At 56.3% G+C, this 14,462-nt stretch carries 19 protein-coding genes; 7 read left to right on the top strand and 12 right to left on the bottom strand.

Going from position 1 to position 14,462, the window contains the following annotated elements; translation table 11 throughout:
* The first annotated feature begins 49 nt into the window (after positions 1-49).
* The 4 genes from I4484_RS05820 (at position 50) to I4484_RS05805 (ending at position 4,430) form a co-directional block, all read left to right on the top strand.
* Positions 50-1,015, top strand: a complete 966-nt coding sequence (locus I4484_RS05820) for a tripartite tricarboxylate transporter substrate binding protein (protein WP_234283561.1) — start codon at positions 50-52, stop codon at positions 1,013-1,015.
* Positions 1,016-1,315: 300 nt separating this feature from the next.
* Positions 1,316-2,272 carry a tripartite tricarboxylate transporter substrate binding protein gene (locus I4484_RS05815; RefSeq protein ID WP_197450043.1) on the top strand — a complete coding sequence of 319 codons (957 nt, stop codon included), beginning with the start codon at positions 1,316-1,318 and terminating at the stop codon, positions 2,270-2,272.
* 167 nt (positions 2,273-2,439) lie between these two features.
* Positions 2,440-2,907: a tripartite tricarboxylate transporter TctB family protein gene (locus I4484_RS05810; protein ID WP_197450042.1), complete on the top strand. Its 468-nt coding sequence runs from the start codon at positions 2,440-2,442 to the stop codon at positions 2,905-2,907.
* Between the two features lie 14 nt (positions 2,908-2,921).
* Positions 2,922-4,430 (top strand): tripartite tricarboxylate transporter permease, encoded by a 1,509-nt coding sequence (locus tag I4484_RS05805; protein ID WP_197450041.1) that lies wholly within the window; start codon positions 2,922-2,924, stop codon positions 4,428-4,430.
* Between the two features lie 90 nt (positions 4,431-4,520).
* Here the strand turns inward: I4484_RS05805 and I4484_RS05800 are convergent, their stop codons facing one another.
* The 4 genes from I4484_RS05800 to I4484_RS05785 all read right to left on the bottom strand — a co-directional run bounded on the left by I4484_RS05800 (position 4,521) and on the right by I4484_RS05785 (position 7,685).
* Positions 4,521-5,006 carry a VOC family protein gene (locus tag I4484_RS05800; protein WP_197450040.1) on the bottom strand — a complete coding sequence of 162 codons (486 nt, stop codon included), beginning with the start codon at positions 5,004-5,006 and terminating at the stop codon, positions 4,521-4,523.
* A 144-nt stretch (positions 5,007-5,150) separates the two neighbouring features.
* Complete coding sequence (locus I4484_RS05795; RefSeq protein ID WP_197450039.1) at positions 5,151-6,341, bottom strand: restriction endonuclease; 1,191 nt, start codon at positions 6,339-6,341, stop codon at positions 5,151-5,153.
* Between the two features lie 107 nt (positions 6,342-6,448).
* A complete protein-coding gene (locus I4484_RS05790) occupies positions 6,449-6,937 on the bottom strand; it encodes a hypothetical protein (protein ID WP_197450038.1) in 489 nt (162 codons plus the stop codon).
* Between the two features lie 73 nt (positions 6,938-7,010).
* A complete protein-coding gene (locus I4484_RS05785; protein WP_197450037.1) occupies positions 7,011-7,685 on the bottom strand; it encodes a hypothetical protein in 675 nt (224 codons plus the stop codon).
* 182 nt (positions 7,686-7,867) lie between these two features.
* Here I4484_RS05785 and I4484_RS05780 point away from each other — a divergent pair, with 182 nt between their 5' ends.
* Positions 7,868-8,212 carry a site-specific integrase gene (locus I4484_RS05780; RefSeq protein ID WP_197450036.1) on the top strand — a complete coding sequence of 115 codons (345 nt, stop codon included), beginning with the start codon at positions 7,868-7,870 and terminating at the stop codon, positions 8,210-8,212.
* A gap of 87 nt (positions 8,213-8,299) precedes the next feature.
* Here I4484_RS05780 and I4484_RS05775 read toward each other — a convergent pair whose 3' ends face one another.
* The 7 genes from I4484_RS05775 to I4484_RS05745 all read right to left on the bottom strand — a co-directional run bounded on the left by I4484_RS05775 (position 8,300) and on the right by I4484_RS05745 (position 12,575).
* Positions 8,300-9,073, bottom strand: a complete 774-nt coding sequence (locus I4484_RS05775; RefSeq protein WP_197450035.1) for a nuclease-related domain-containing protein — start codon at positions 9,071-9,073, stop codon at positions 8,300-8,302.
* 261 nt (positions 9,074-9,334) lie between these two features.
* Positions 9,335-9,646, bottom strand: a complete 312-nt coding sequence (locus I4484_RS05770; protein WP_234283562.1) for an ester cyclase — start codon at positions 9,644-9,646, stop codon at positions 9,335-9,337.
* Between the two features lie 105 nt (positions 9,647-9,751).
* A complete protein-coding gene (locus I4484_RS05765; protein ID WP_197450034.1) occupies positions 9,752-10,387 on the bottom strand; it encodes a class I SAM-dependent methyltransferase in 636 nt (211 codons plus the stop codon).
* A 49-nt stretch (positions 10,388-10,436) separates the two neighbouring features.
* Positions 10,437-10,718, bottom strand: coding sequence for a hypothetical protein (locus I4484_RS05760; RefSeq protein ID WP_197450033.1), 282 nt, complete (start codon positions 10,716-10,718; stop codon positions 10,437-10,439).
* Positions 10,719-10,898: 180 nt separating this feature from the next.
* Positions 10,899-11,363, bottom strand: coding sequence for a RidA family protein (locus I4484_RS05755; protein ID WP_197450032.1), 465 nt, complete (start codon positions 11,361-11,363; stop codon positions 10,899-10,901).
* Positions 11,364-11,449: 86 nt separating this feature from the next.
* Positions 11,450-12,016, bottom strand: coding sequence for a nucleotidyltransferase family protein (locus I4484_RS05750; protein ID WP_234283563.1), 567 nt, complete (start codon positions 12,014-12,016; stop codon positions 11,450-11,452).
* Positions 12,017-12,047: 31 nt separating this feature from the next.
* Positions 12,048-12,575 carry a DUF6622 family protein gene (locus tag I4484_RS05745; RefSeq protein WP_330932863.1) on the bottom strand — a complete coding sequence of 176 codons (528 nt, stop codon included), beginning with the start codon at positions 12,573-12,575 and terminating at the stop codon, positions 12,048-12,050.
* A 264-nt stretch (positions 12,576-12,839) separates the two neighbouring features.
* Between I4484_RS05745 and I4484_RS05740 the strand changes: the two genes are divergently transcribed.
* Both I4484_RS05740 and I4484_RS05735 read left to right on the top strand, forming a co-directional pair.
* Positions 12,840-13,277: a nuclear transport factor 2 family protein gene (locus tag I4484_RS05740; RefSeq protein ID WP_197450030.1), complete on the top strand. Its 438-nt coding sequence runs from the start codon at positions 12,840-12,842 to the stop codon at positions 13,275-13,277.
* 318 nt (positions 13,278-13,595) lie between these two features.
* Positions 13,596-13,802 (top strand): hypothetical protein, encoded by a 207-nt coding sequence (locus tag I4484_RS05735; protein ID WP_197450029.1) that lies wholly within the window; start codon positions 13,596-13,598, stop codon positions 13,800-13,802.
* Positions 13,803-13,821: 19 nt separating this feature from the next.
* On the opposite strand, the gene I4484_RS05730 is transcribed toward I4484_RS05735, so the two are convergent.
* Positions 13,822-14,370: a dihydrofolate reductase family protein gene (locus I4484_RS05730; protein ID WP_197450028.1), complete on the bottom strand. Its 549-nt coding sequence runs from the start codon at positions 14,368-14,370 to the stop codon at positions 13,822-13,824.
* Between the last annotated feature and the right edge of the window lie 92 nt (positions 14,371-14,462).

Here is a 14,462-nt window from a genome sequence, read left to right as displayed (position 1 = left end):
TCAAAAGGCCATGAGCGCAAGTTCAACTAAAAGAACGGAGTATGTCAGCATGAAACAACAACTATTAAGCCTGTCCCTCGTCGCTTTTGCGTCGACCTCCCTGCTGGTCGGCGCCAGTCTCGCCCAGGCCGACTATCCCGAGAAAACGATAAATCTGGTGGTTGGCTACTCCGCTGGTGGCGGCACGGATGTCATGGCCCGCACCGTAGCCAAGTATGTCGAGGAGCAACTGGGTGAGGGAGCCACAGTGGTGGTCAAGAATATGCCCGGTGCGGGCGGCCAGATTGGTTTTTCGGCTATAGCGTCGGCCGAGCCGGACGGTTACACGATCGGTACCATGAACCTGCCGGCAGCTATGGCGCTGACCTATGATCGCGATGCCGACTACGATGTGGACAGCTTCACCTGGTTGGCCAATGTGGTCTCTGACCCCAATACCTTGGTAGTGCCGAAAGGATCCGATATCCATTCCCTGGAGGAACTCATCGAACACGCCAGGAACGCCCCGGGAAAGATACCGGTAGGCCTGTCATCACTCGGTGGCAACGATCATTTCTCGGCCATCCAATTCGCCGAAGCGGCTGACGTCGAACTGAACTATGTGCCTTTCAATGGCGCCGCCCATGCGCGCAGCGCCCTGATGGGCGGCCATGTCGCCATGGGCACCATGGCCTTTAGCCAGACCGTGGGTTTCGAGGAAGAGTTGCGCGTGCTGGCCGTGCTCTCCGATGAGCGTTTGCCCCAGGCCCCTGACGTTCCGACGGCGAAGGAGCTCGGATTCGATATCGAAATGGGATCATTCCGAGGTCTCGCGGCTCCAGCCGGTCTCCCGGACGATATCCGCGCCGATTTGGTGAGTGCACTCGAGAGTATGGCCACGGATCCCGCTTTCCTCTCCGACATGGCACGGCAGGGAAACCCACTGAGCTTTTCCTACGGTGACGATTACAAGGCCCTGGCAGAGGCACAGGACGAAGCGGCACGTCGCACTTGGGAAGAGACGCCGTGGAAATAGCCGCCAGCTGAAGCCAACTGGTGTGGGGCTTTCACACACCCCACACCTTTCAATAGCAATTTCCTTATCTAGTCATCTTCGACCATAGTCGATAACCCATTATTTTCTTCCATCAGGGCAACAGCCCTAAACCCTGGCCATCAGGGGTCATTTCGTATAGCAGCCCACTTGATGCAACAAATCTTACGACAAAGTTAAAAAGTATTCGCTTTGATTCAGCCATTCTGTACGTTTCACTGCACAAAGAAGCTTGGCCTCGGGCCTTTTCGCTCAACGTGATATCAACGGGAGTACAAAAAGATGACCGCCAGGATTCCCACTATTGCCGCCGCTCTCTGCCTTGCCAGCGTTACCTCTACGCAAGCCTTCGCTGACTACCCCGAAAAGAAGATCGACCTAATCGTTGGCTATGCCGCCGGAGGTGGTACCGACGTCATGGCCCGCACCGTCGCCCCCTTTCTCGAGGAGCATCTCGGCAACGACGCCACGGTCGTGGTCAAGAACATGCCCGGAGCGAGCGGCCAGATCGGCGTCACCGCCGTGGCCCAGGCCGAGCCTGACGGCTACACTATCGGCACCTACAACCTGCCCGGCATGATGGCGCGCACCCTCGACCGCGACGCCGACTACGATGCCGACAGCTTCACTTACCTGGCCAACGTGGTGGACGACCCAAATGTGATCGTCACGCCCAAAAGCAGCGACATCGACACTATGGACAAACTGGTCGCCACCGCACAGGAACGAGAAGGCGCCGTCACTGTCAGCATGTCGAGCCTAGGTGGAGATGACCACTTCTTCCTGATCCGTCTCTCTGAGGTGACCGATGCCGAGTACACCATCGTTCCCTTCTCGGGCTCCGCGCCAGCGCGCAGCGCCCTGATGGGCGGCCACGTCACCATGGGCATTATCAACCTGTCAGAAGTGATCAATTTCCGCGACGAGCTGAATGTGCTGGGCATCGCCACCGAAGAGCGCTCGGAACTGCTGGAAGACGTACCGACCTTCACCGAGCAAGGCTATGACATCGTCAACGGTTCGCTGCGTGGCTTCATCGCACCTGCCGGCCTGCCCGACGAGGTCGAGTCCAGCCTGATCGAAGCCTTCGAGAAAACCTATGAAGATCCGGAGTTCCGTGAGGCCATGCTCAAGTCCGGTAATCCGGTCAAACTGACCACAGGAAATGACTTCGAGGCGCTCAACGCAGAGCAGCTCGAGCTGGCCGAGCGCGTCTGGGAAACCTCCCCCTGGAAATAAGCCGACTGGCCGGGGCGCTCCACCGCCCCGGTCTGCCATGACCAGTCACCCTCGGCACGCCTCGTGACGAGACAGGACGTCTCCCCGCCATACCACACGACTCGAACTACGCAGGTAGCATGTCGCGGAGGACGCTTTGTGAGCAAGTCAGACAGACAGGATCGACCATGAAACAGACAGCCTCCGAGCACGGTCCGCATCCCGACCTTATCGCCGGTATCGCCATAATCGTCGTCGCAGGGTTTCTGCTGTTACGCACGCCAGACATGCCGACCATGAGTTCAATACTGCCCATCACCATGCTAAGCGCGCTGATCGGGCTCGCCGCACTAATGATCCTGCGGGTCTTCGTCGCCAATCGAAGCGAACGCGTGAAGGCCCCGCGCCACCGGATCTTCGATTCCTGGCCGCGCTTTCTCGGAATCATCACGTCCATCGGCATTTATGTGGTCAGTGTAAGCCTGATCGGTTTTTACACTACCACCGCGGTCATGGTGCCCGTGGTGGCGTGGTGCTTCGGCTATCGGAATATTAAGCGGCTACTACTGGCGGACCTGATCTTCACCGGCGGCCTCGCGGTTATCTTCGTCCTGATGATGGGCCAGGACCTTCCCACTGAATTCTTCATCCGCTGACGGAGGGCTGACACATGTATGGAAGTTTATTGGATGCACTCCCGGCGGTGCTGTCACTAGGCAACTTCGCCGCCGTGGTTATCGGCGTCATTGCCGGCATCTGCATCGGCGCCCTACCTGGGCTCAGCGCCACTATGGCTATCTCGGTGCTGATCCCCTTCACCTTTGGCATGGACCCTCTGGTTGCACTTGGCATGATGGCCGGTATCTATAACGGCGCCATGTACGGCGGCTCCATTCCCGCTGTACTGCTGCGCATTCCCGGCACTCCCGCCGCCGTGGCCACCAGCTTCGACGGCTACCCCATGGCTCAGCAAGGCAGGGGAGGCTACGCGCTGCAGGTCTCCGTGGTCTCCTCTGCCATTGGCGGCATCGCCTCGGCCATCGTGCTGATGCTGCTGGCTCCACCGCTGGCCAAGGTGACACTGCTTTTCGGCCCCTCCGAGGTCTTCTGGGTGGCCGTCTTCGGCCTGTCGGCAATCGTCTTCCTGCTCGGTGGCGATATCCTCAAAGGGCTGATGAGCGCCTGTTTCGGCGTCTTCGTATCGCTGGTCGGCCTGGACTCCATCTCGGGTTATGACCGTTACACCTTCGGCCACCTGGAACTGCTCGACGGAATCAACGTCGTGGTGCTGCTCGTCGGGCTCTACGCCATGCCTCCAGCCATTGCGCTGCTGGAAGAGATCGTGGATTTAGATACCTCTATGTCCGGTAAGCTCAACACCGTCAGTCTCTGGAAGGCCATTCCCAGTATGCTGAAATATTGGAAGACTTGGCTGCGTTCTTCGATAATCGGCATCTTTGTCGGCATCTTGCCAGGAGCCGGCGGCTCGATGGCAGCTTTCCTCAGCTACAACGAAGCACGCCGTGCCTCAAGCAATCCGGATGACTGGGGCAAGGGCGAGCCTGAGGGCGTAGCTGCCTCTGAGACTTCTAACAATGCCGATACTGCCTCGGCACTGATTCCTGCCCTGACGCTCGGCATCCCCGGTACTGCGGTTGCGGCGGTGATGCTCGGTGGTCTGCTGATCCACGGCCTACAGCCCGGCCCGATGCTCTTCCGAGACAACCCCGACATCGTGTTCGGCTTCATGTGGCAGTTTCTGTTCGCCGCCATCCTGCTGATCGTACTCGGCGGTGCCCTGGCCACGAACAGCTTCGCTCAGGTACTGCGCCTGCCGCGCCCGTTACTCGGTGCCTTCATCATTGCACTGGTACTGGTGGGGGTTTACTCGATCAATGGTCGCATGTTCGATGTTTACCTTATGCTGGGCTTCGGCCTTGTTGGCTACTTCATGGATAAGCTGAAATTCCCGCTCCCGCCTGTGGTACTTGGCTTGATACTCGGCGGATTTGCCGAGCAAAACTTGAGACTTGCCCTGCGCATTGGTGGGGGTGACTGGACAGCACTGGCAAACAGCACAACTTCTAAGATCATTATTGCCCTGATTCTTCTCGTGGTACTCACACCGCTTTTCAAGAGAATATTCAGACCCAAAAGAAGCCTTACCTCGGCATCATAATAAAGCGCAGCTGCACGCCATGCCTGACGCACAAAAAAAGCCGCCGACGCTGGGGAAGCGTCGGCGGCTTTGGATAAGCCCGTTCTCATCTCAACCGCGAAAGGCCGCCTCGATCTTGGCGATGTCGATTTTCCGCATCGTCATCATGGCATCGAACGCCCGCTTGGCGGCGGCACGGTCGGGGCTGGTGAACGCTTTCGTCAGCGCGATCGGCGTAATCTGCCAGGAGATGCCCCACTTGTCCTTGCACCACCCGCATTGGCTCTCCTCGCCGCCATTGCCGACGATGGCGTTCCAGTAGCGATCCGTCTCTTCCTGGTCCTCGGTCGCCACCTGAAACGAGAACGCCTCGCTGTGCTTGAACATAGGCCCGCCGTTCAGCCCGAGGCACGCCACGCCCAACACGGTGAACTCGACCGTCAGAACGCTTCCCTCCTCCCCTGCTGGGTAGTCCCCAGGCGCGCGGTGCACCGCATGGAGCGAGGAGTCGGGGAAGGTCGCGGCATAAAATCGGGCGGCTTCCTCAGCGCCGCCATCGTACCAAAGGCAGATCGTGTTCTTTGCCATGTGCTTCATGACTAGCTCCGTTCTGTGGGTTATTGCTGTGGGTGGCAATGTAATGTCGGATGGAGCTGGCTGAAATCGACAGGGGTGGTGGTTAACGCTCCGGTTCACGCGCCTGCGTAGCCGTTCGTGTGGAACCGGTTGTTATGTTGCTGTTTATCGAAGCCCAAATTCAGCAATGATTGCGGGTCTACTCGCAAGGAGGCGCTCCAAATGGCTTTCAGGCCACATCTCAATTCGGAGAGCGCTATCGGATTGGTTGTGCTTTTCTACAACCGCAACCGCATCCGACGTAAACCGTCCAGAGGTGGCGATAACATGAATGTCGACTCTGGGTGGCTCCCAAAGCTTCATTTGTTCCTTGAGCGCAGCTATATCGGCTGGCGCGACACTCTTGGACTGCCAATGTTTGCACTGAATGATGACTCGTTGCCTTAGTGTTCCACCCAGAGGGTCAGCATAGACACGATACACAGATAGATCGCGTCCACGATCAGGAGCATTTGTCTTCATCAACCATTCTGGATTTTCGTAGCCGCTCTCAGACGAGATAAGAACAAAAATCAGACGTTCAAATTCTTCGTCGGTCAAACTTTCCCACTTGAGTCTTGTTGCCACCGGACCTCTCGGCTTCGCGCTTACCAAAGCACCTAGGTCCTCGATTTCCACCGGGACAGGCTCCTTTTCGCCGTACATGGACTTACGCAAACCAGCTTTGACGCTTGGCCAGTCGTGCTCGATGATGTCATGAAGATCACCAAGCATTCCGAAATGCATGTGCCGATGCAGATCTGACCAACGAGTAGGTTTCGCGACACTACTCCCGAGAAGTGTTGCAATTTGAGCTACATTTTCCTTTAACTGTTCAAACTCATCGTCAGTAACAATTTCATTTGAGAGTTCATCGCCTTCCAGCAGTTTGCTAAGATGGCGAAGGTTTGCATCGATAGCATCAACGAGCTCTATGAGAGCGTCCCGGATAAGCTCGCGCCGCTTCTGATTGAAGCGATAGCGATATTCGCGAAGTAACCGCGATGGTTCCCCAATCTGACGCTCGACGGACACAATGCATTCGATCTCGCCGACCTCCTGCGCATCCAATCGGTTTTGTGCAATTTCATCCAATTCCATCAGGGTGATTTCTGGCTTCCATCCGTCAATCTTTGGAAGCGCGGTAAGCAAGGAATCCAAGTTCCGGCAATTAGTTTCATAGTCAGGGTTATCACCGAAGGCTATCCCGCTTGGTATGGCAGCTTCGATCTCGGCCAGCAGCTTCTCGGTCTTAACAAGATTTGCCTCCGCGGCCTCAAAGTGGCGAAGTGCAGCATTTAACGGACTCTCAGACATTCAAACCCCTGCAATTAGCAAACGCAACATAACGCCCAGCGTAACCGGGTGACTTTGGAGCGCCCGCGGAAAAGCCGGTCCGCGTTGACGCTGTGGTTAGAAGACGATCAATGCCGAAGCTGTAGATACTCCGCAAAGCGACCCTCTAGGCCCTTCAATTCTTCGTGTAATTTCTGCTTTAGGTCGCGCTGCTTGCGGACATTTGCGCTCCGCTCGCCACCAACAGGCAGCCCCTGCAACTCGGACTCCAAGCATTCTAGATCGATGGCTGGCGCCCATATGTTCTCATCCACGTACTCGGCAATCTTCTTGTCGAACAAGAAACGCATGCCGCGTGTACCGACCAGATACTTTCTTTGCTCTTCAAATGTGCTTTTCCCGGATGTCATTATCGACCCAATAAAATCCCTTACTACACAAAACTGCTCATATCGACGATCGAATAGCTCGTTCTTTAAGCGTGCTCGGTTAATACGCCACTGCTGCCAAGCGATAAAGGCACCTACAATGGCAATCATCGGTACCAGCAAGGCAGCCAGGTAGTCGACCCAGTCTCGATCAGGTTGCATGACGTGAACGACTTCAGTTGCTTCCATAGTAATCTTCTAACGCCTTGGGTAAGCTGCCGGGACGAAGCGCAGCGTAGTACCGGTCAGTTTCACCCACTTGTTAAGCTTGAGTGTCAATGCGAGCATTGCTCATACCTATTTCCTCATTCAGCTTTTCTTGCCTCCTAAGAGCCTGTTCCAGAATAGCGTTTGCATAAGTCCTTACCCCCTCTGGAACATTCAAATTGTTTGCGGTTGAGCTAGCACGGACAATATCTTCAACATTTCTAGCCGTTTGACCAATTTGCTCATTTTCCCACTGTACCCGACTGCGCTGCTCCCTATCACTGGCATAATATATATCACTTATAGCGCCTCCAGCCCCCTCGAGAGAGAGGTTTACCGGAGAATTCACCCCTACATTTCGTATGGTTAGAGAATTATCATCAGTTGGCTTATATATGGGAACAAACCGATTACCGTCACGGTAAAAAACAACAGGTCGATGATGGCGACTTATTACATGCCAAAACTTCTTGGCCGAATCGTCTTTTTCAGCAAGTATTTCAAAATCATCAAAATCTGAGTACTCAATGGACTTTTTTGGAAACAGATCAGCCGAAGACTTAGCTACAACCAAGCTATTTGGATTTAAACCCTCGGAAATAAGCTCGCAAATCCGCTCTACCAATACAAATTTTTGGTAGTTAATCTCTGTCTGCTGAAGATAATGAGTAATTGCCCAAGCAGGGAGGTCTTCTTTGCCTTGAAAGTTGATTTTTAGTCGATGTGTCATTTCTTACTCATTCCTAAAGCTCAACAGTTATTGGACTGCGCGTCCTGATATTGGATGAACATCCTGCGCGTTCAACAATATTATCTGACGCGCTTCCTTTCTCCCAACTCATTGATTCTCCTTCGACCTTTGCCGGAACCAATAACACTGTAGGCATATCCACATAAAGAAGGAACTAGCAGATGGACACGCACATCAGACCGCCGAAGCTGATGGTCCGGGTGAAGGCTACCATGCGAGTGAAACGCTACAGCCCACGTACCGAGAAAACCTACTTCTACTGGATACGCTACTTCATTCGCTTGCATGGCGTGCGCCATCCTTCCAACATGGGGGGCTCCGAGGTACGCGCCTTTCTGGAGCACCTTGCGGTAGAGCGCCATGTGGCAGCTGCCACACAGAACCAGGCGCTGAATGCTATCGTCTTCCTCTATCGCCATGGCACGCTACCGCCAGGGAAAGCCGTTTATCGGCTCCCCACCTTGGCGGTTTCAGGCCGCCGGCGTGCCTTTATCGGGCGATGTTGAACTCCGATTCGAAGCACTTATTCACACTAACCTTGCCAAATAAATCATCGGCACGTGCCGTGGCATCTTGAGCCTGATATCCCCACCCTACGCCACATCCTGCACCGCCCGGCACTTGGGATAGGCCGAGCATCCCCAGAACCGGTTGCCGGCGTTTGTGCCGCGTTTCGCGGTGCGCAGTACCATGGCGCTGCCGCACTTCGGGCAAGCTCGGTCGGAGCTGGATTCGAAGCGGGCCTTGAGCTGCTTGACGTGCTGGCGGTGCGTTTCACGGCTGGGCGCCAATCGGCCGGTTTCGATTCTTTCCAAGGCTTCCCGGACCTGGAAATCGTTCAACACAGGCTCGCGAAACGACTTGATATAGCGCACGTAGCCACCGCCGATGGTGACGTTCTCCGGCATGCTGGTCTTGAACACGGCACTGCCAGAGAAGACCACCACTGAGTGGATGGCTTCCATGGGCACGTCTAGCAGGGCTTCCAACGCTTTCACGTGCTTGTAGTTCTGGCGCAGCGGGTTTTGGAACTTGAAGGTCTTGCGGTAGATCTTCTGGGTCCACTGCGCCTGCTGCTCGCTGCCGAAGATCCAGCCCGTCATGTGCTTGGCTTCGATGACGAAGATGCCGTAGCGGGAGACCAGTACGTGGTCGATCTGCGTGGTACCGTCGGGCGTGGCAAGCGTGACGTTGTGGATTCCCCGATACTCATCCGCCGGCAACCGCACCCAGGCGATCAGCTTGACGAAGGCCTCGCCGAACAGGCCCTTGAACCAGCGGGACTTGAGGATGCCGAGCGCCAGCGCGACTAGGAGAATCCACCACAGCGGGCGCACGGCTTCAAAAAAGATCGAGGTGTAGTCCAAGGCGCATCTCGCTCTGCTCCGGCGCAGGGCCGCTGTTTCAGTCTATTTAGCCCACGCTAACGCCATCCCGCGTGTAAATCTACGTAACGAGCCTGAAATTTGACCTTGGTCGTGTCGGTGAGGCAGAACGCTTACAGCATGTAAGAAATGGCTTACGCAATACGGCTAAGCCAGCCCTTGCTCAGTTGCCAGAGGACGATGCCATCGAGGAACGGAAGCCAGGTGCGTCATCTCGTCGGGGTCAAGGGGTAGGTCAGGACATCAGGTAGGCAATAGCTGCGCCTCGATGGCCGCCTTGTCGATGACGGACCACACCTGCACGATCTTTCTGTCACGGAACTCATAGAAAACGTTCTCGGTAAAAGAGACTCGTCTTCCATCAACATCCAGGCCAAGAAACCTCTCCTTGGGCGTGCAATCGAAGCGGAGTCGGCTGGCTATGTAGGGCGGCTCGGAAACCAGCAGCTCGATGTTGAAAGACAGATCGGGAATCTCGGAAAAGTCTCTCTCCAGCATACTTCGGTAGCCGGATACCCCGAGACGCTCGCCGTTATGCATGACGTCTTCATCCACGAGCGCCCCAACGTTGACCAGTCCTGCCTGTTCAGACAGGCGATATAGTCTCGATAGACGTTCGATAGCTCGGACTTGTTCATCGGTGGCCTCCTGGTCAGGAATTTATTGTAAGCCTGCGTCGCTCCCTTTTTTGGCAACGATAAACACCGTCCCCTTCCCGGGTTGCCACTCCCGCTCGATGGAGAAGCCCGCACTGTCCAGCTTATCGACCAGCGCCTGCTTGCCGAAGCGGTTCACATAGGGAGCGAGCCCCAGCAGCTGCATGGGTGGAATCGCCATACGAAACAGAACGTTGATATCGCCGATCAGGACGGTGCTGGAAACGAACACGCCGCCGGGCTTGAGCAGGCTGTGCACCCTGGCCAGCGTCGCCTCCAGGTCTTCTAACAGGTGCAGGATGTTGAGCCCCAGCACGACATCGAAACTCGCCTCCGCCAGCTCCACCTCTTGCAAGGTGCCTCGCCGGAAGGAGATGTTCTCAACGCCGGCATCCCGTGCCTTCTGCTCGGCGATTTCCAGCATCTTGTCGGAGATGTCGATAGCAACCAAATCCCTGACATGGGGGGCATGGAGTATCGCCGTACTCCCCGTACCACAGCCGAACTCCAGCACGGCCGAATCCGGACGCAAGTACTCCTGGGTGATAGCCAGCTTCTTCTGGTACGCGCTCACGTTGCGAATGGGGCTCTTGGCGTAGCGCGCGGCACTTCTGTTCCAGAACGCTCTGGCGTTTTTCATCGATTCCACTCTTAGTCAGCGAACACGGTAAAAGGAAAGCATTGGGCCATCACGAGACGACCTGCCCGGCATGATGCGCCGGGAAGCACTCTCGCCGGGCCGGCTCGGGAAGCCCGAGTGCACGCGCCGCCGGCAGAAGCGTTCCATCCACGAACCTGTCGAAGTCTTCTGCAGAGCGCCACACATCCACGATGCGCCAGCCACCGGAAACAGCACCACAAGCATGGTAGAGAATGCCCACCGGCGCTCCTTTGGAGGCCAGACTGGCTCCGAGCGACTCATACGTCGTTTCGGTAACGCCGGGAAATTCGATTGTCGTAAAGACTGGCATGTGGTGCTCCGTAGTATTTAGCCTTCGATAGTTGATAGTGCAGCTGACGTGCGGTGTCTGTTGTTAGATGTCATCCAGAAGCCAACCGACAGGTCTATCACTGCCCTCCCGCCTATACTCATGCCTCTATCGCTTGGCATGAACGGGTAGCCAGAAACGGATTCTTTCGGCGCGATAGACCTATAAGAACTCAACGATGGCTTCAATTTCCACAGCGAACCCCTTAGGCAATGAACCAACACCAATGGCAGAACGAGCATGTTCACCGCGCTCACCGAAAACTGCAACAAACAGATCAGAACAGCCGTTGATGACTTCCGTGTGAGAAGTAAAGTGGGGGTCAGCGTTCACCATGCCAAAAACCTTGACGACACGCTGCACCCGCTCGAAGCTTCCGAGCGCCTCTTTGATGAGCGCCAGCAGGTACAGGCCGACCTCTTGGGCATAAGCCCGGGCCTGCTCGACAGTGACGTCCTCCCCTACTTTTGGGACGGCGCCTCCGCCTTCGTGTAAGGGAGCCCCCTTGCCTGACAGATAAAGCGTGTTCCCCGAGATAACGTAGGGACGAAAATTGCCCCTCGTCTTGATGACCTCAGGTAGTTCTAGTTGCAACGAGTGAAGACGTTCTTCTGTGGTTTGTTGCATTCAAGTTTTCCCTGTTTGCTGCTTGCTGTTCCATTGTGTCGAAGGTGAAGCTCAGCCACGCCGAAACCGTCAGCTCCAGCCGGGCGTCAAGTCACCACCGAGAGCTGAGGCCAAGTGTCCAGCCAGCCCTTGCTTTGTACACGTGCTGCGAACTCTTCAGGCTTGCTCCGCTTCGAGTTCATCGTAACCGTCCTGGCAAACAATGGATCGATCCCGAACGGCGCCACCAGCGTCAGTCTCCCGGTTGTCCGGTCCAGTCGCACACCGACCGCTGTCTCAACCTCAACCCAGTAGCTCATTGCCTCTGCCGTCGATGAATATGGCCTATCTCCGTTGCGCTCGTGCATCCTCGCTTGATTCTTGACTGACCAAGGATGTGCCGACTTGGAGCGGAGCTGTGCCTCCAATGACTCATCCCTCTCCGCGGATGCGTCGATACGATCAAAGTAAATCAAGTCGATGTCATTTAAGGGTGTGGGCCTGTCATAACCGTGGATCCTGTCCCAAGCGAGGTTCCGAAGAAAGCCGGCTGCCAAACACCAATCGTTCAGCTCCAGCTGGCTGGCAATGTCTAGCGCGGCCATCCTATAACGGTCCGACCGCAGCCACTCGATTAGGATCTCTTCCATCCGGGCCACCCTTTCTATGGCCATAACCTGTCTCGTCTACCAAATCTCTATCAGGTCACACCCGTTCTAAACGACTTACCTGTGCAGTCCGCCACATCACCATCGCCCGCCCCAGGAACACGCCGCTGAATAGCCCGTAGAGCAGGCTGACGGTGGCAGTGAACTCGGCCGTGTCGGCAAGCGGGAGCTGCCGGGCACGGATCACCTCCACCGTGTACTTGGCGAAGAAGATCGCCAGCATGATGAGCAGCGGCTGCCAGCTACCCGGCAGGTGGAAGGTTTGGTGTTCGGGAGAGAAGCGTACTCCCTTGGGGATGGCGAGCTTGATATGAAGCGCCACGGAGAGGGTGATACCGAGCGCCCACAGTGCCAAGCCGACAGGGTCGGCGCCGAATGCGGAGACGACGCCGTATAACGCCAGGCCGAGGAAGACGGCCGGCAGGATGGTGATACTGCGTCGGCTGGCGGTGCGGTCCCTGCTCTGCTGATAGCCCATCACAAGCAGCACGATGAAGAGCAGGAAAACCCAACGCGGCGTATTTCTTATTATCTCGATCAGCATGGCCGATTCCCTGGCATCGATTTCGCCTCAGCATAGCGAAGCGAGTCCAGCCCCTCCAGTCAGTGCTTACTAACCTGCTGTGGCTTGAGGTAGCGCCGCTTGGCTCAGGCCCGAAACACGACGGATGATCTGAGCGTAATGACCGCAGACCAAAACAGTAGCAAGCCAATATTACCAAGCCGTACTGCTCGCTTCAGATCTCAGTTTGGCGGCAATAAACGGATAGTCGCCCCATCGGCGGGGCCAGTAGCCTTTTATTGTCATTCATATACAGCCGAGGGCGTTATGAAAACCAGCCAAGAAGAATCGCTTTCTACTAGGCAGATGCTCGAAAGAATGTTCCAGGTGGAGATGGCTTTTATGCAATCGGAGTCAAAAGACATTCGCCTATTAGCAGATGCTTTTCACCCCGATGTTGTCGTCCACGAGCCGACATCACTCCCGTACTCAGGCGACTGGCTAGGCTTGGAAGGTATCGCCGGGTTGATGCAGCAAATGAACAAAGCATTCAGCAAGGTGGCAGTGGAGGATTTGAGCCATGCCGGCTCTCCAGCCAAGCTGTACGTGTCGTGCACCTTGCATCTGACAGCCCGAGCAACTGGGAGAACAGTCACACAGCCATTTTTAGAAATATTGAGGTTCGAGAACGGATTACTGGTTGAAGGTACGCCCTTCTATTTCGATACAGCTGAAATCGACGCCATTCTGAATCCCTCTGCCTGAGGGTGGAGGTTTGGCGCTCTGCGCGGAGGCCACGGCGTGGCCCCACGCAGCGCCGCTGTGCCCTTCAAAGGCCTCGCAAAAAAATGCTCAAGATTGGGATGGGCAAGCCGATAAACTTTATACTAGGCTAAATGCAACTAAATGTTACCAAACGCACGATTAGTGTATCTTGGCGGCGACGACTCCGGCAGTGCCTAGTGGATGGAGAGGCGCTTTGGCGCCATGAAGCCCGCCGAGCACACGAGATCAAAGCCAAGCGCAAGTGCGCGGTGGTGAACTGGAAAATCCTGGCGTTGATGCGCCAGTGGAGGTGACGCCATGAACTGGACCCAACTCCCCGACAACTGGTGGTGCAACGAGTTCGGCGACCAGATCCACCGCTACGAGATCCTGGACGACGAGGACCGATGCCAGGTCGAGTACCACCTTCACCACGCAGGGGAACGTCTGCCTTGGAGTGGCAAAGCCCACACTCTGGCCGAAGCCCAGCGTCAGCTGGAGCACAGCCGGGCGTTGATGATCTGAAGAGCAGCGTTCCTCTGCCTCACGGCACCCGATAGCGCAGCTCCGCAAAGCCCGTCCCCACCTGGCGGACGGAGACCAGCTCCAGCGGCGGGTTAGTGATGCGGCGTGGGAACAGCGGCTTGCCGTTGCCCAGGGTGACTGAGCCCACCTGCACGAGAATTTCGTCCAGCAAGCCGGCATCATGGAATTGGCCGGCTAGATCGCCACCGCCCACGATCCAGAGGTTCTTCCCACCTGCCGCTCTCACCATCTCGGCATGAACGGGTGCGACGCTGCCCTGCACGAAGCGGATATCCGCGCCTTCGATGCTCGGTAGCTTGCGGCTAGAGAAGACCCAGGTTGGCTGCGTATAGGGCCATGCCGAGCCGGTTTCCTCGGCAACTTTTTCGGAATGGCGCAGCATCCACTCATAGGTGGTGGAGCCCATGGCCAGCGCCCCGACCTGTGCAAAGAAGGCGGAGTAGCTCGTATCGTTGATGTCCCCCAGCGGGAAGAGCCAATCCAGGGAATCGTCTTCGGTGGCAATGAAGCCATCGAGGCTCGTGGCGGTGTAATACTGAGTCTTCATTCCGGACGCTCCAGGGCGGGTTGAAACGAACTGAGTGAGCCAAGCTCACACCGGCAAGCCTACACCAGTCAGTGCTTACTCACCTCAGGGTC

The sequence above is a fragment of the Halomonas sp. SS10-MC5 genome (assembly GCF_015992245.1).
GTDB lineage: Bacteria > Pseudomonadota > Gammaproteobacteria > Pseudomonadales > Halomonadaceae > Halomonas > Halomonas sulfidoxydans.
The sequence above is the reverse complement of the archived record's forward strand: the minus strand, read 5'-3'. Positions and strand labels throughout refer to the sequence as shown.

What these genes read in the sequence shown, in the direction of transcription:
- I4484_RS05820 (WP_234283561.1), top strand. Translation starts at nt 50, where the DNA reads ATGAAACAACAACTATTAAGCCTGTCCCTCGTCGCTTTTGCGTCGACC.
- I4484_RS05815 (WP_197450043.1), top strand. Translation starts at nt 1,316, where the DNA reads ATGACCGCCAGGATTCCCACTATTGCCGCCGCTCTCTGCCTTGCCAGC.
- I4484_RS05810 (WP_197450042.1), top strand. Translation starts at nt 2,440, where the DNA reads ATGAAACAGACAGCCTCCGAGCACGGTCCGCATCCCGACCTTATCGCC.
- I4484_RS05805 (WP_197450041.1), top strand. Translation starts at nt 2,922, where the DNA reads ATGTATGGAAGTTTATTGGATGCACTCCCGGCGGTGCTGTCACTAGGC.
- I4484_RS05800 (WP_197450040.1), bottom strand. Translation starts at nt 5,006, where the DNA reads ATGAAGCACATGGCAAAGAACACGATCTGCCTTTGGTACGATGGCGGC.
- I4484_RS05795 (WP_197450039.1), bottom strand. Translation starts at nt 6,341, where the DNA reads ATGTCTGAGAGTCCGTTAAATGCTGCACTTCGCCACTTTGAGGCCGCG.
- I4484_RS05790 (WP_197450038.1), bottom strand. Translation starts at nt 6,937, where the DNA reads ATGGAAGCAACTGAAGTCGTTCACGTCATGCAACCTGATCGAGACTGG.
- I4484_RS05785 (WP_197450037.1), bottom strand. Translation starts at nt 7,685, where the DNA reads ATGACACATCGACTAAAAATCAACTTTCAAGGCAAAGAAGACCTCCCT.
- I4484_RS05780 (WP_197450036.1), top strand. Translation starts at nt 7,868, where the DNA reads ATGGACACGCACATCAGACCGCCGAAGCTGATGGTCCGGGTGAAGGCT.
- I4484_RS05765 (WP_197450034.1), bottom strand. Translation starts at nt 10,387, where the DNA reads ATGAAAAACGCCAGAGCGTTCTGGAACAGAAGTGCCGCGCGCTACGCC.
- I4484_RS05760 (WP_197450033.1), bottom strand. Translation starts at nt 10,718, where the DNA reads ATGCCAGTCTTTACGACAATCGAATTTCCCGGCGTTACCGAAACGACG.
- I4484_RS05755 (WP_197450032.1), bottom strand. Translation starts at nt 11,363, where the DNA reads ATGCAACAAACCACAGAAGAACGTCTTCACTCGTTGCAACTAGAACTA.
- I4484_RS05750 (WP_234283563.1), bottom strand. Translation starts at nt 12,016, where the DNA reads ATGGCCATAGAAAGGGTGGCCCGGATGGAAGAGATCCTAATCGAGTGG.
- I4484_RS05740 (WP_197450030.1), top strand. Translation starts at nt 12,840, where the DNA reads ATGAAAACCAGCCAAGAAGAATCGCTTTCTACTAGGCAGATGCTCGAA.
- I4484_RS05735 (WP_197450029.1), top strand. Translation starts at nt 13,596, where the DNA reads ATGAACTGGACCCAACTCCCCGACAACTGGTGGTGCAACGAGTTCGGC.
- I4484_RS05730 (WP_197450028.1), bottom strand. Translation starts at nt 14,370, where the DNA reads ATGAAGACTCAGTATTACACCGCCACGAGCCTCGATGGCTTCATTGCC.